Here is a 14790-nt window from a genome sequence, read left to right as displayed (position 1 = left end):
TTTAAATACTTTTTATATCTATAACTATAATCCATGATATAAACCTGATCAAGTAAATGAAAATTATCTTTTGTCATACAACTTGTTGCCAAGATTTAATTTACGAGCATAAAAATAGACTGCGGTAAATGTTTTACAGCAGTCTATTTTTGTATTTATTTTTTCTCTCCGGATAATTTTTCGGCAAGCAATGCTGTTGTCATTGCCCCACTGACATTTAATGCAGTTCTTCCCATATCAATTAGTGGCTCAATTGCAATTAGTAGTCCTACAAGAGCCACTGGTAATCCCATCGTCGAAAGCACAACCAGTGCCGCAAATGTTGCTCCCCCGCCCACACCGGCAATTCCAAAAGAACTTAGTGCAACGACAATCACCAGTTTAATTAAAAACATTGGGGTCAACGGATCAATTCCAACCGTTGGTGCAATCATAACCGCCAACATCGCCGGATAGATTCCCGCACAGCCATTTTGCCCAATACTTACACCAAAAGAAGCAGCCAAATTGGCAATTCCCTGTGAAACATTTAATTTCTTGATCAGCGCATCTACGGTAAGCGGTAATGTGCCTGCACTTGTTCGCGAAGTAAAAGCAAAGGCCAACACAGGAAATGACTTCTTTATATATTGTACCGGACTAAAACCTGCAGCGATTAGTAAAAGTAAATGTACACCAAACATAAGGATAAGTGCCACATAAGAAGCAAATACAAATTGAACTAATTTCAATATTTCCTCCATATTACTTGTTGAAACAAATTTTGTAATCAATGCAAGCACACCATACGGCGTGAGCAAAAGTACGAAATCAACAACTTGCATTACAATATCCTGCAGCGCCTGCATACCCTTTGTCAAAAACTCTGCGGTCTCTGGCTTATATTGTCTGATTTTTAAAATACTAATTCCGAGAATTGCTGCGATAAATACAACAGACAATGTATCCGCACCACCTTGCCCGGTCATAGACTGAAAAATATTTGTAGGAATAATCTCAATGAGTTGCTGCTGTATTGGTTTGGCCTGAAAAGAATCAAGCTTTGTTTCAATTTTTTTTGCTGCTCCAAGTTGTGCATCACCAGCTTCCATCCCATTGGCAGATAGCTGAAACCCAAGTGCCGATGCAGCACCAATCGATGCAGCAATCGCAGTCGTAAATAATAAAATTGCAATCACAAGAACGCCTGTTTTTCTAAATGTTTTCAAATCCTTAATATGAATGATCGACGATGTTATGGAAACAAGAACCAATGGAACAACGATCATTTTCAGTAATCGTACATAACCCGTACCTACAATATCAATCCAACGATTGATTTCTTTCACAACAGGTGATGTTCCGCCGAAAATCCATTGAAGTCCTATGCCGAGTACTACACCTGCAAACAGTCCAAAAATTACACGTTTTCCAAAATCCACTTGTTTTTTTTGCATATAATAAATTGCGTAAAACACCAATCCAATAAAAATAATATTGATAAGAACCATAAACTTTCCCTCCCTAACCGATCTAAATTTTGTTTCATTCCAGTATCCGAAATGAAACACTAACAAATTTTTACTACAAAACTATATCACAAAGAAAGTTCGTGGTCAATAAAACATATATGAAAACAATGTATTATTTTCATATAAAAAGGCGTTGCATTTCTTTAACAAGAAATACAACGCCCAGCGTGTAGACAAACTATGGACAGATAGGTTGCGGGTCGGCGATAAGCACTCATCTTCGTACTAGTTTATAAGTGGAACGAATTTCGGTTTTTTCTAAGTTATCAACATAAATATATGATTTGTCTACACGCTAAAATTAATAACTTTTGCATACCAACCTGCTTTGTACCCGGCGCGAATAGCAAGAAAGTGCATAATTGATCACAAAATATGCAGTTGCAATCATACCAAACAACGTGAATACCTGTTCCGTTGTTCCATAACGTCCCATAATAATCATACCTTTTCCTGTAAGATCCTCGATTCCTACCGCCCATACAAAAGAAGTATCTTTAATCACCGTTGTACATTGGGAAACAAGCGGCGGAATCACATTACGCAACGCCTGCGGCAAAACAATATAACGTAAAGTTTCCCAAGCACTAAAGCCTTGCGCAATTGCAGCTTCCCACTGCCCTTTATGAATGGATTTCAACCCGCCGCGAACAATTTCAGCAATAATCGCTGTTGTAAATACCGTCATCGCCACAATACCAGCCTGCACGGGTGGCAGCGGTGTCATGAAACGAAATACCAAAATGAACAATAATAAGGGTGTATTTCGAACGATCTCAATATAAAAAGTCGCTAAATGCCCCTGTAATCCACCATGAAATCTCATAATTCCAAAGAATATGCCGAGAATTAAGCTTAGAATTATGGAGGCAGCTGCGATATAAATTGTAGTTAATAGTCCTTGCCCTAGAAAGAGCAGTACAGATGGTTGGAAAAGTTCATTCATGCTGTTACCTCCAACCGGCGTTCCAGGCGTTTTGCATAGGTGGCTAAAGGAAGACAAATTGCAATATAAAGTAAACCTGTTACGATATAAGCTGGGCCGTAATATAAGTTTGCACTGGCCCAAGAATCCGCATGATACATCAATTCGCCACCGGCAATCATCGCCATAACCGAAGTATTTTTAATTAAATTGACCGCTAAATTGGTGAGTGGCGGATACGCCATCCTTTTAGCCTGCGGCAAAATAATATAACGCATCGCACTCCAATAGGAAAACCCTTGCGCAGAAGCTGATTCAAACTGCCCCTTAGGAATTGACAATATTCCCGCGCGTACAACCTCAGCTACATAAGCACCATGATAAATACCAATACCAAGCATACCTACCCAAAACACTGGCAGCATCAAACCTAAATAAGGTAACCCATTATAAAGGAAAAAAATCTGAATTACGAGCGGTGTATTTTGAATAAACTCTACATAGACTCGATTGATATAACGCAGCAACTTTTGGTGCGCTGTTCCCATAATTCCGAATAAAATCCCCAAAGCTAGAGCCAGCAATAAAGCCAATGCAGCCACAAGCAACGTCATACCAAACCCCTCTGCGAAAATCCGCCAATCTGCAAAAACTGCCTGCCACTTAAAAAGGGCAAACGGGCCAGACACTTACTTCAACCCCCATTTCGTGATAATTTTATCCAAGTCACCCGAGGACTGCATTTCTTTTACGCTGTCGTTTGCAATTTTAGCCAAGCCTTCATTGCTTTTTTTCGATGCAATGCCATAAAGTTGCGGTGCATAACGTGCCGGTAAGATAACCGTACTATCATCAACATACCCCGCCAAAATTGCTGCATCTACAGAAAAGCAATCCACGCGTCCAGAATCCAAAGCTGTTTTAATTTCCGGATACGTACCAAATTCAAGAATATCAACTTTTAAATTTTGTTGTTTAATTTCATCCAACAATGCTTTTTTACTTGTTGCGCTTTGTGCAACACCGATTTTTTTACCATTCAGCCCTGCTAAATCTGTAATTCCAGCATCTTTTTTCACCATGAGCGCTACGCCATCTTTAAAATAGGCTTCCGAAAAATTATAACTTTGTTTACGTTCTTCCGTAATTGTAAACGTTGCAATTACATAATCAACTTCACCATTATCTAAAAGCGGCCCGCGTGTCTTAGCCGTAACTGGCTGGAACTCTACTTTTGTTTCATCCCCCAAAATCTTTTTCGCAATCGTTTTTGCAATATCAATTTCCATCCCATCGATTTGACCAGTAGAAGGATCTTTAAAGCCAAACTTAGGCACATCCACTTTAACGCCTACTTTCAAGACACCACGCTCTTTTACCGTTTTTATATCGACACTTTCTCCACTGCCATTAGAAGATGCTGCCTTAGAATTGTCTGTTCCACCACATCCAGCTGTAAACACCAGACTAAGCCCCATCATCAATACAATTCCTAAAATAAATACCTTTTTCATGTTCAATCACCCTTCCTAAAATTAAATTAAACCGCGTGTGCAATTCTGCTTAAAAACTGTTTCGTTCTATCATGCGCAGGATTTGTAAAAAATTTCTCGGGCGTATTCTCTTCTACGATACCGCCATCTGCCATGAAAATCACGCGATCAGCAACTCTTCGTGCAAATCCCATTTCATGTGTTACCACAACCATCGTAATCCCTTCATCTGCTAATTGAATCATAACATCCAAAACTTCCTGAATCATCTCTGGGTCTAGCGCCGAAGTCGGTTCATCAAACAGCATAATCTTCGGCTTCATATTTAAAGCTCTGGCAATCGCCACCCGCTGCTGCTGCCCACCGGAAAGCTGCGCCGGATAGGCGTTTGCCTTGTCTTTTAAACCTACACGTTCTAAATAATGCATTCCTGAAGCAATCGCTTCTTCACGTCGAATTCCTTTCAGTTTCATGGGCGCTAAAATCAAGTTCTCCAATACAGTCATATGCGGATACAAATTGAACTGTTGAAATACCATTCCCATCGACTGCCTTACTTTCGCAATGGCCCCCGGAGTAGATAGTAAATCTATCTGATCCACCACAACACTACCTTCTTCTGGTGTTTCCAAAAGATTTATACACCGAATCAATGTACTTTTTCCTGAACCGCTTGGTCCAATAATAACCACCTTCTCGCCCTCAGCCACCCGGAGACTGACTCCATTTAATACATGCAACTCGCCAAAATATTTATGAATATGATCTAAGTTTATCAAGCTGCACCCCTCCCTTTCTGCTTTCAACAAAACAAAAAGAAGCCACAAACCTAAAAATCCATCATCTGAGGTCTGCCAGCTTCTTTGCTGAATAAACGCTATCTAATTTTTGTTTGCTAAAGATCCTTCATTATCTCTTTATATTAATATGATATATCATATCAATACGAACTATCCTTTGCAATAAAATTGCCTAATGTATACACTATACATCAATTTATTAACAAATTATGAGAAATTCGTAAACTTTTTAGTTCGATCTAAACACCTTATATCCAATTGCAAAACAAATTTAATAAATTTTTATGTAAACATGTTGTATCCTAGTATATAATCTTATCAAAAACATATAACACTGATTTAAAGGTTTGCTACAACTTATAAATTGTAGTAATCCGTTTGCTCCGGTATTTGCATCGCAGTATAAGTCAAATTAGGCACTGGAAGAACACCACCAGAATTTGATTTAAAATGCACTCTTATAAATGGTATTAGCATATTATCTTTATTGTACGCCGACCCAAAACAAGTATGACTTAAAATACAGGGTTTCGTATATACACCATCCTTTATAACAACGCCTCTATTGACTAAAGTGTTTTCCAGCCATTTTCGAAAGATAGTCGTTATGTCAATTTCAATGGCAACTTTTTTCGTGAACGGTAGAAACTCTCGTTTTAGTTCTGGATCTGAATCTATTAAACAATCATTTTCATAGGTTGAAAAGGAACTGAATTGTTCACGTAAAGGATTCATCAAAAATCGCTGTGTTGGAGAATTAAAGAAATCAGCAAGTTTAAATAATACGAGCACTGCCGACAATACTACAATATCACCAGCGATTCCATTCATATCAAAAAAAAGATAACTAAAATACGTGTACTTTCCTTCACTGCCAACGATGATCTTTTTATCTTGTATATTCCCCGTAGGAATCTTATTCGTCAGTGTTAAGCTTTTACTTGCCGGGATGTTGATAACTGCCATTTATCAGCACTCCTTGTATAAAAATCTCTCAATTTTAACTTCTTATCATCAGACGCATCCCACGCCTTCAGCGGGCATAAGAAATTATACAGTTATTCTATGTAAGAGGGTTTGAAATTGTTTTTCACCCCCCCAAAAAAGTTAAATTGTATTAAGAAAACTAATTCCAACATGTAGATTATTTGCATCATATGTTTCATTGTCAATTGATAAATTAAAGGACGTAGATGCTTCTGCTGCTAGGGTAGTTACCGATTCTGACCAAATATACTCTGTCGTAGTTCCCGCATAAATGGCAGTTACAATAAAGTTCGCAACTGCTGCTCCTCCCGCAGCATTATTATTGGTTAGTGTGATTTGAATAATCGAGCCCTGATTTTCACTGCTAATTCCCTCTGTTGCATTATAGATAAGAGATGGCATGATTCTCCTCCTAAATGAATTTATAAATTTAAATTGGTCTTTACGACCGAACTTATATTACATAATATGCAGACAATAAAAAACAGTTCTCTTGTAAATAGCAGCCTTTTAAATTCCAATACAACGACCTATTTTAATTGATCATCTTTTATTAGGGCGTGTCTGAAACGTCATATGAATTTTATAATCTCAATAATGGATAAATGCTCTATTTTATTTAAATCCAATAAAGTCCCCCGCGTATCTTTTATGGTCGGTTTCATTGACATGAAGTTATCGAAGTGAAGCACCTCTGCTTGTGTTTTATCATTTAGTATAACCGTTGTATTGATGAATGTAGATATCGCGTTTTGGATAAAAACCCCACAATATTTTAAATCAAGTTTTGTAAACATCTGGCTCTGTAAATTTTCTAAAGCTTGAAAGGGTGTCATACTTTTCTGGTAAAAAAAATTTGAAGTCATCTCATCATAGACATTGGCTATTGCAAGAATTTTTGCAAAATCACTGATTTTCTCCTCGCCTATTCCCATAGGATACCCACTCCCATCACGGCACTCATGCTGCTCTAAAACAGCTCGCTGAAGCGCTGGCATACTATGACGAACACTTTTGATCATCGTGTAGCTGTAGAGTGGATGCAATCTAAACAAGGTCTGTTCATCAGCATCTAGCGCACCAAAATTATCTAAAATAAATTTAGGTATTTTCACCTTGCCGATATCATGCAGTAACCCGCCTAAAATTAAAGCGCGCACAATACGCTCGGGAAAATCATTCCAACGCGCGATAAGCCCCGCTATGAGTCCTACGTTTACCGCATGAAAATATACATCATCTAGCATTGGTTTCAATCTATACAAATAAGCCAATATTTTTTTCTCATGCAAAAGTTCATACAAATCCCGGTCTGCCAACTCACGAAAAATATCATACGGCAAATATTGATTTTTTCGTGTATAGGTAAAAAGGCTTTTACTTTTATTACATACAACAGCATATTTTTCAATAAAACAGGTATCCACATCTTCTAAATTTTTCTTTAAAAAAGGCATATCTCCGCAACTTAGAATTTGCGTTTCATCAAAACTTTCTATCCAAATAGATTCTATCCTCCACATATTCAGCAGATGAATGATATGACTTGTCATGCTTATATCACGTTCCAAAATAAGCGCTCCATCTCTTGAAAAAACAGCTTCTGCAGTAACCATTCCAGGAATAACTTCCGATAAGGCAATATTGATCTTGTTCATGATTTTACACATCCTCAACTTCAACAATCCATGCATGCCTCCATGCCAATCTTTAGAAAACGTTCGTAAAACAATCATAATGAGTAATTAAATTACAATTTTATTATATTTTCCAAGTAATCACGCTTAAATTATAGTAGCGTTACGCAACTATGTCAATGCTTATCATTCTTTATCGTGCCTTATTGCGACAAAACATTTTAGTACGAAACTGCTGCCTATATAATAATTACAGGAAAGGTTGTGATGAGCTTTGTTAGGAAAAAATTTGAAAAATTTAAGATTGGGCAAAGGCTTAACACAACAGAAGTTAGCTGAAATTTTAGGTATTCCGCGCGGGACATATGCACATTATGAAATCGGCAAACGAGAACCTGATCATGCGACATTATTGCTGCTCGCTAATTTCTTTAAAGTCAGCGTTGATTTTCTCTTAAATAATGATACGAGTAAATTGCAAAACGTTCACCAACGATATAAACCTGCAAATGACATTATCAAAGTACTTGAACAACCAGAAGTCTTTTGTAACGGAACACCATTAACTGAAGAAGACAAAGCCAAAATAAAGGCTTCACTTGATATAATTTTCTGGGATGCCAGAAAAAACAAACAGGAAAAATCTTAATTAAAAAGATTTTTCCTGTTTTTATTTAATTATGACTAGATTTCTTAATAAAAAATCTTTAGCCGCTAAAAATTCAGTTTTTTCTGTCAATTAAAGATTGCTAAAAATCTTCAAATTGTGTTATCGTGTTGATATTAAGAAGAAAATTTTCTAAAAATCAAAGTCTGAACTGCAATAATACTTGCAAACACGGTCATGCAATAAGGAGGATCACGATGTCAAGAAAACAGATGATATATGATGCACTATATGGATTATGCCAAAAAGTTAATCTTGAAAATTTCAAGCAAGGATTTTCCGGCTTTGATGCAGCACAAATCAGCAAAATATGCGGCATCATTCGCAACAATGTCAGCAAGGACTTAAATCAATTAACACGAGAAAAAAAGATACTAAAAGTGAAAGGACATCCCGTTTATTTTTTTGACCGTAAACGACTCGAATACTTGCTAGGAAACATAACTATAGAAAAAACTGAAGTAGAATCTATCCAAGAAATGATCCACAGCCGCCCAAATTTTTCTCAAATAGATCTTGATATATTTCACCAGATCATTGGTGCAAACATGAGTCTTGATCTGGCGATAAAACAAGCAAAAGCGGCGATCTTTTATCCTCCGCACGGCCTTCATTCCATTTTAATCGGCCCAACGGGCAGCGGCAAAACAACCTTTGCAGAAATTATGTATCAATATGCCTTGCAATCCAAAACCCTAAAAGAAGATGCTCAGTTTGTGATTTTCAACTGTGCAGAGTATGCAGATAATCCACAGCTCATTCTATCTCAGCTGTTTGGTCATGTAAAAGGTGCCTTTACAAGTGCAGTGAAAGATAATCCGGGGCTCATTGAAAAAGCAGATGGCGGCATTCTCCTATTAGATGAAGTTCATCGCCTCCCGCCTGAAGGGCAGGAAATGCTGTTCACGCTCATGGACAAACATAAATATCGTCGCGTGGGAGAAACAAATACGACACGCTCTGCTGATGTGCTTTTTATTGCCGCAACGACGGAAGATGTAGAATCTGTTCTATTAAAGACATTTCTACGACGAATTCCCATGGTAATTAAGCTCCCTTCTCTTCCAGAACGCACACTGGAAGAGCGTTATGAACTTATCAGTAAATTTTTTTCTGTTCAATCGGAAATCATCCAGGCAAAAATACGCGTTTATCGAGAAGTCATGAAAGCATTACTGCTTTATGAATGCAAAGGAAATATCGGTCAGCTCAAAAGCGATATACAGCTTATTTGTGCGCGCGGCTTTCTTGAATATAAGACGCATGGAAAAGCTAGAATTGAAATTGATACCCCGCTATTACCCGAACATGTATATAATGGATTATTGCATAATCAGAAAAAACGTAATCGCATCTTTGAAATCATGGGATCCGATCATCAAACTTATTATGATTTTCCCCAAGATAATTTTAATCGAACCTACTTAAATGATAATGATCTCGGCTCTGACAAAGTTTATTTTGAACTGACTGAAACGTATCAACTATACAGCAACCGTGGATATTCTCAAGAAAAAATCAACAGAAAAATGAATAAAGTTGTCGAGAAATACTTGCAAAAACTTTTACATAAATTAGATGCAAATGAATCAAATCATGAAAACGAAAAATTATTTAAATTCATCAGTCCCCGCGTATATGATGCCGTACAATCTGCATTAAAAATCGCAGCTGATATGTTAAAAAAACCAATTCAAAAAAAAGTAATCATTGCCTTAGCGATGCACATTGATGCACTATCCAAACGAAAAACAGAAAACAATACCTATCCTATGGAACGCCTCAGAAAAATTGCCGTAACAAATCCGACGGAATATGCAGCGGCTAAAGCAGTCCGTAGTGCCTTGGAATCGTTATTGCAAATTTCTATCCCCGAAATTGAAGAAGCTTTCATTACGATGTTCCTTACAACAGTTAATTTAGAGCATAGGGAACGTCACATCGGTGTATTAATCGTGACACATGGACGCAGCACTGCTTCTAGTATTGCTGAGGTTTGCAATAATTTGTTGGGCACAAACCATTGTAAAGCAATTGATATGGCATTAGATGAAAAAATTGAAACCATTTTTGAAAAAACAATGGATTATGTAAAATCAATTGATGAGGGTCATGGTGTTCTACTTTTAGTTGATATGGGCTCACTCGCTGCTTTCGATAAAATTATCACTGAGAGAACCGGTATCAGAGTAGAAACGATTGATATGGTTTCTACCCCTTTAGCACTTGATGCGGTGCGAAAAAGTTTGATTCCCGGCATGACCTTGCCGCAGCTCACAGCTGATTTATATGAACTCATAGGATCAAAAAGGACCACAACAACTGTGCCAATCCCCACAGAATTTTCAGGCATTTATGCAAAGACGATTGTTACTGTATGCATGACTTCAAAAGGAACTGCAGTTAAACTTGCCGAACTCATCCAGACCTCCATTCCCAATATGATCCAGCGCAATATCACTGTGCAGCCAATGACAATCGATAAAATCCAAACTTTAAGCAATGAAAAATTAGAGACTATATTTTTATTTGTAGGCAGCTTAAATCCAAGAATTCCATCTATTCCTTATATCTCCACAGATGAAATTGTCATCGATCATGGGTTAGAACGAATTCGAACAATGATTGAAGGTAAATATATCAGTTCTGAACAAAAGGCGATCCCAAACCTCACCATGGATATCATCGAAGAAACCTTAGATTTTCTCAACCCGCAAAAGGCTTATCCACTCTTAGAAACAGCTTTACAAGAAATCGTTGCCCTTGCAGGTATCGAAAAAAATAATCATTTAAAGACGGCATTTTTTATGCATTGCACTTGCATGATTGAGCGCTCCATCCGCAAAGAATATCTTCCTTATAAGGGCGCCGATACGCACATTGCACACCATCAAGAGCTCTACCATCATTTACGTAAAGTTTTCAAAACAATCGAAGAAAATTTCGGTACGATCATTTCCGATACAGAGATCTGTTATGTCATTGATATGCTCGATACAGAAGAGCGCACTATCAATAAAATTGTTTAAAATAAAACTATGCTCGTAAAAAAAGAAAACGTGAAGCGCCGACAAGACTATGTTTTACAGGCCTTACACGTTTTCTTCTTTTATTTTCTAATGCGCGCACTTTAGTTGGCATACTTCTTGCTCTTTAATGCAGTGTGAGGATTTGCAAACTAGTAGAAGAAAGGAGCGGATACGATGGGAAAAAAATCATGGATTTTTGTCATAACACATGGGCATGCAGGAGAAGCACTCATCGAAAGTGCAGAAATGATCATGGGAAAATTAAACAATGCAGCAAGTTTTTCTCTTGCACCCGGCATGTCACCAGAAACTCTCATACAGCAAGTGCAAAAAAAGCTCAATGAAATTCAAAGCCCTGTTCTCATTCTCACAGATTTATATGGAGGAACACCCTTTAATGTCGCTATGGCTTTATCACAAACCTACGATATTCAGCTGATCTGCGGACTAAACTTATCAATGATTATTGAAGGCGACCTATTACGAACTACCTTATATGGCAAAGCTCTCGCTGAAGCCGTACAAAAAGTTGGCAGCGAAGCCTGCTGCGTAGCAACACTGCCTAATAAAATACAAGCGAAAGAAGCGTGATTCAAATGGCACAAATCGTATTTACAAGAATTGATTTTAGGCTCATCCATGGGCAGGTTATTACCCGTTGGTTAAAACAAACAAACGCTGATCGCATCCTTGTCATAGATAATAAACTTTCAAAAGATCCCTTCATGAGCCAAGTTTATGTTATGGCAGCACCACCGGGTGTGCAGGTAGAAATGATCTCTATAGAAGATGCCGTAGCCGGTTGGGAAAAAGATCAGTTAGGCAAAGGAAAGCTACTCGTTCTCTTCAAAACAGTAAAAACTGCATTGCAGGCTGTAGAGAAAGGCTTTCCGCTCAATAAACTTCAAGTGGGCGGACTCGGTGCCGGACCTGGAAGAAAAGTCGTATATAATCAAATTACACTGGATCAAAAAGATGCCGATGCGCTGGCAACAATTGAAGAACAAGGTATCGAAGTTATATTTCAAACGGTTCCAGAGGAAACGCCCGCAACCTTAGAAAAAATCCTGAAAAAATTATAATAAAAGGAATGATTCAGATGATTATACAAGCAGCGTTAGTTGGAATTTTATATTTTTTAGCAACGAATCGCATTTGGTATGGCTGGTCTATGCTGATCCGCCAACCATTATCTTTGTCTGTTTTTATTGGCCTGATTTATGGTGATATGACGACAGCACTCATTACCGGTGCCAGCCTGCAAATGATGTATTTAGGAGCAATCGCACCCGGCGGAAATATTCCTGCTGATGAAGCCCTTGCCGCTTGTGTCGCAATTCCTATTGCAATCTTGGCAAATGTTTCTCCTGAAATGGCAATTGCAATTGCAGTTCCTGTCGGTCTGCTCGGCGTAATGCTTGATCAATTAAGAAGAACACTCTGCACAGGTTTTATGCATGTCGCTGATAAAGCCGCGCTAGAAGCAAATGCAGCTAAAATACGCAGACTAGCCTTTATTTATCCCCTTCTCATGGTATTTCCATTGCGTTTTATTCCCGCATTTTTGGCAAATGTATTCGGCGTAGATGCCGTTCAACTCTTTATGAGCAATGTCCCGCATTGGGTTACACAAGGACTCAGCATTGCCGGTGGTCTTTTGCCAGCATTGGGCTTTGCCTTAACAATTGTTATCATCGGCAAAAAAAATCTTCTGCCGTTTTTTATCATGGGATTTTTCTTTGTTGCTTATTCAGGTATCAGCGTAGTCGGTGTTGCAATCTTCGGATTCTGTATAGCAATGCTTTACACGCATTTTCAGCCAGTTAAACAATAAAAGGAGGCATCATTATGGAACAGCAAATTGAAACCACACAAAATTCACAACCTGAAAAAATTACAAAGCGCGACGTCACTTTAGCATGGATTCGTTGGTTTGCTTATTCTGAAGTATCTAATAACTACGAGCGTTTACAGGCACTAGCTTTTTGCGGCGCGATGACAGGAATATTAGAAAAACTTTATAAAAAGAAAGAAGATTTATCAGCGGCTCTATCGCGGCATCTAGGCATGTTCAATACACAAGCGAACTGGGGCTCCATTATTCCAGGCATCACGATTGCCCTTGAAGAAAAAGCGGCAGCGAATGAAGCGGAAGATGACGATGAGGAAGATAGTGATGCAGTCTCCGGGGAAGCGATTGTTGGTATTAAAACCGGTCTTATGGGACCGCTTGCCGGTATAGGCGACACGCTTGATTATGGAACACTGCGGCCAATCCTCATGGGAATCTTTATTCCCTTCGCCTTAAATGGATCTATCATTGCCGCACTCATGCCACTCATCATTCAAACGACAACAACCGCAATCATTGGCTACACATTATTTCATCAAGGCTATTCCACAGGGAAAAAATCAATTATCGATATCTTACAATCCGGAAAAATTCAGCAAGTCATTACCAGCGCCAGTGTTTTAGGTATGTTCATGATGGGTGCATTGTCCGCCTCTTATGTCAAACTTTCAACCCCACTCATGATTCACACAGCAGTAGAACCGCTGAAATTACAGGCTCTCATTGATTCTTTAGCACCTAAGCTGCTGCCGCTGCTTGCCGTTATGGGCGTGTATATTTTCTTATTAAAAGTTGGGCCAAAATATGTTCGTATCGTAGGATTCTTAATCGTATTTAGCCTAGTTGGTGCTGCGATTGGCCTTTTTTAAGATACAACAAACCTCATTTTAAACAGTAAATTTACTTTATACGACTATAAATCAAAGGTGTGAAATTATATGAAAAAAATCCTTATAACACCAAGATCTTTTTCTCGGTATGGAAATCAGTCCGTTCAATACATACAGTCAAAAGGATATGAGGTGATCATAAATCAAACAGGCGCCCCCTATTCTTATGAAGAATTTTGCAAACTTGCCTCTGATGTGGAAGGTATTATTCTCGGCGTTGATCTTGTCGATAAGCCAATGCTACAAAAAGCAAAAAATCTGCGAGCCATATCACGATTTGGTGTCGGTATCGATAATATCGATGTAGAAACTGCCAATCAGTTGGGAATTAAAATTGCAAGAGCGGTTGGCTCTAACAGTACTTCCGTTGCAGAATTAACCGTCGGCTTTCTTTTTATGCTGGCTCGCAACCTCATTGACAACGTCAATGCTGTCAAAACTGGTCTGTGGGAAAAAAACTCCGGCAATGAACTTTGCGGTAAAACAATCGGACTGATTGGGCTCGGTGCAATCGGTCGCAAAGTTGCCGCTATAACACAAGGGCTGGGTATGGAAACGATCGGCTATGATCCTTTTGTTGATAAGGACGAAGTAAAACAACAATCTAACATTGATGTTTTGGACTTTAACGATGTCTTAAGAAAAAGCGACTATATTTCTTTGCACCTGCCGCTAAATACCAATACCGAAGGCATTATGAACAAAGCCTCTTTTGCGTTGATGAAAAATTCTGCTTATTTGATCAATACGGCACGCGGCGGTCTTATCAATGAAGATGATTTATACGATGCGCTTGCAGATTACAAAATCGCCGGCGCAGCCGCAGATGTCTTAGCCACCGAACCACCCGATAAAAACGCAAAACTTTTGACGCTAAAGAATTTTTTTCTTTCACCCCATATTGCTTCTTTAACTTTGGCGGCTGAAAAAAATACAATTGATTTAGCCACGAAAAATTTATTGCAAATGTTAGAAAATGAATTGATATAAGGAGGTCTT

15 protein-coding genes are annotated in these 14790 nt (G+C 38.4%); 7 read left to right on the top strand and 8 right to left on the bottom strand.

Going from position 1 to position 14790, the window contains the following annotated elements:
* Window positions 1–155 precede the first annotated feature (155 nt).
* From BN6559_RS10670 to BN6559_RS10635, 8 genes are all read right to left on the bottom strand, one after another.
* Window positions 156–1490 carry an L-cystine transporter gene (locus BN6559_RS10670; RefSeq protein ID WP_110954690.1) on the bottom strand — a complete coding sequence of 445 codons (1335 nt, stop codon included), beginning with the start codon at window positions 1488–1490 and terminating at the stop codon, window positions 156–158.
* A gap of 322 nt (window positions 1491–1812) precedes the next feature.
* Window positions 1813–2457 (bottom strand): amino acid ABC transporter permease, encoded by a 645-nt coding sequence (locus BN6559_RS10665; RefSeq protein ID WP_110954689.1) that lies wholly within the window; start codon window positions 2455–2457, stop codon window positions 1813–1815.
* Entirely contained in the window at window positions 2454–3125 is a 672-nt protein-coding gene (locus BN6559_RS10660) for an amino acid ABC transporter permease (RefSeq protein WP_110954688.1), read from the bottom strand. The genes BN6559_RS10665 and BN6559_RS10660 overlap by 4 nt, the downstream gene beginning before the upstream one ends.
* Window positions 3126–3950, bottom strand: coding sequence for a transporter substrate-binding domain-containing protein (locus BN6559_RS10655; RefSeq protein WP_110954687.1), 825 nt, complete (start codon window positions 3948–3950; stop codon window positions 3126–3128).
* Between the two features lie 26 nt (window positions 3951–3976).
* Window positions 3977–4708: an amino acid ABC transporter ATP-binding protein gene (locus BN6559_RS10650; RefSeq protein WP_110954686.1), complete on the bottom strand. Its 732-nt coding sequence runs from the start codon at window positions 4706–4708 to the stop codon at window positions 3977–3979.
* A 378-nt stretch (window positions 4709–5086) separates the two neighbouring features.
* On the bottom strand, window positions 5087–5695 hold the full coding sequence (locus BN6559_RS10645) for a DNRLRE domain-containing protein (protein ID WP_110954685.1): 609 nt from the start codon (window positions 5693–5695) through the stop codon (window positions 5087–5089).
* Between the two features lie 141 nt (window positions 5696–5836).
* Window positions 5837–6118 carry a hypothetical protein gene (locus BN6559_RS10640; RefSeq protein ID WP_110954684.1) on the bottom strand — a complete coding sequence of 94 codons (282 nt, stop codon included), beginning with the start codon at window positions 6116–6118 and terminating at the stop codon, window positions 5837–5839.
* A 170-nt stretch (window positions 6119–6288) separates the two neighbouring features.
* Complete coding sequence (locus BN6559_RS10635) at window positions 6289–7374, bottom strand: HD-GYP domain-containing protein (RefSeq protein WP_199883926.1); 1086 nt, start codon at window positions 7372–7374, stop codon at window positions 6289–6291.
* Window positions 7375–7627: 253 nt separating this feature from the next.
* Between BN6559_RS10635 and BN6559_RS10630 the strand changes: the two genes are divergently transcribed.
* The 7 genes from BN6559_RS10630 to BN6559_RS10600 all read left to right on the top strand — a co-directional run bounded on the left by BN6559_RS10630 (window position 7628) and on the right by BN6559_RS10600 (window position 14781).
* On the top strand, window positions 7628–8002 hold the full coding sequence (locus BN6559_RS10630) for a helix-turn-helix domain-containing protein (protein ID WP_110954682.1): 375 nt from the start codon (window positions 7628–7630) through the stop codon (window positions 8000–8002).
* Window positions 8003–8217: 215 nt separating this feature from the next.
* Window positions 8218–11049, top strand: coding sequence for a sigma 54-interacting transcriptional regulator (locus BN6559_RS10625; protein WP_110954681.1), 2832 nt, complete (start codon window positions 8218–8220; stop codon window positions 11047–11049).
* Between the two features lie 174 nt (window positions 11050–11223).
* On the top strand, window positions 11224–11640 hold the full coding sequence (locus BN6559_RS10620) for a PTS sugar transporter subunit IIA (RefSeq protein WP_110954680.1): 417 nt from the start codon (window positions 11224–11226) through the stop codon (window positions 11638–11640).
* A gap of 5 nt (window positions 11641–11645) precedes the next feature.
* Window positions 11646–12131, top strand: coding sequence for a PTS system mannose/fructose/N-acetylgalactosamine-transporter subunit IIB (locus BN6559_RS10615; RefSeq protein WP_110954679.1), 486 nt, complete (start codon window positions 11646–11648; stop codon window positions 12129–12131).
* Window positions 12132–12148: 17 nt separating this feature from the next.
* Complete coding sequence (locus tag BN6559_RS10610; RefSeq protein ID WP_110954678.1) at window positions 12149–12883, top strand: PTS mannose/fructose/sorbose/N-acetylgalactosamine transporter subunit IIC; 735 nt, start codon at window positions 12149–12151, stop codon at window positions 12881–12883.
* A gap of 14 nt (window positions 12884–12897) precedes the next feature.
* The gene (locus BN6559_RS10605; RefSeq protein ID WP_110954677.1) at window positions 12898–13770 is read left to right on the top strand and encodes a PTS system mannose/fructose/sorbose family transporter subunit IID; all 873 of its coding nucleotides are present in this window, start codon (window positions 12898–12900) and stop codon (window positions 13768–13770) included.
* A 69-nt stretch (window positions 13771–13839) separates the two neighbouring features.
* Window positions 13840–14781 (top strand): phosphoglycerate dehydrogenase, encoded by a 942-nt coding sequence (locus BN6559_RS10600; RefSeq protein ID WP_110954676.1) that lies wholly within the window; start codon window positions 13840–13842, stop codon window positions 14779–14781.
* Window positions 14782–14790 lie beyond the last annotated feature (9 nt).

It is taken from the genome of Massilibacillus massiliensis (assembly GCF_900086705.1).
Lineage (GTDB): Bacteria > Bacillota > Negativicutes > FLKF01 > FLKF01 > Massilibacillus > Massilibacillus massiliensis.
This window is presented reverse-complemented; position numbering and strand designations above follow the sequence as displayed.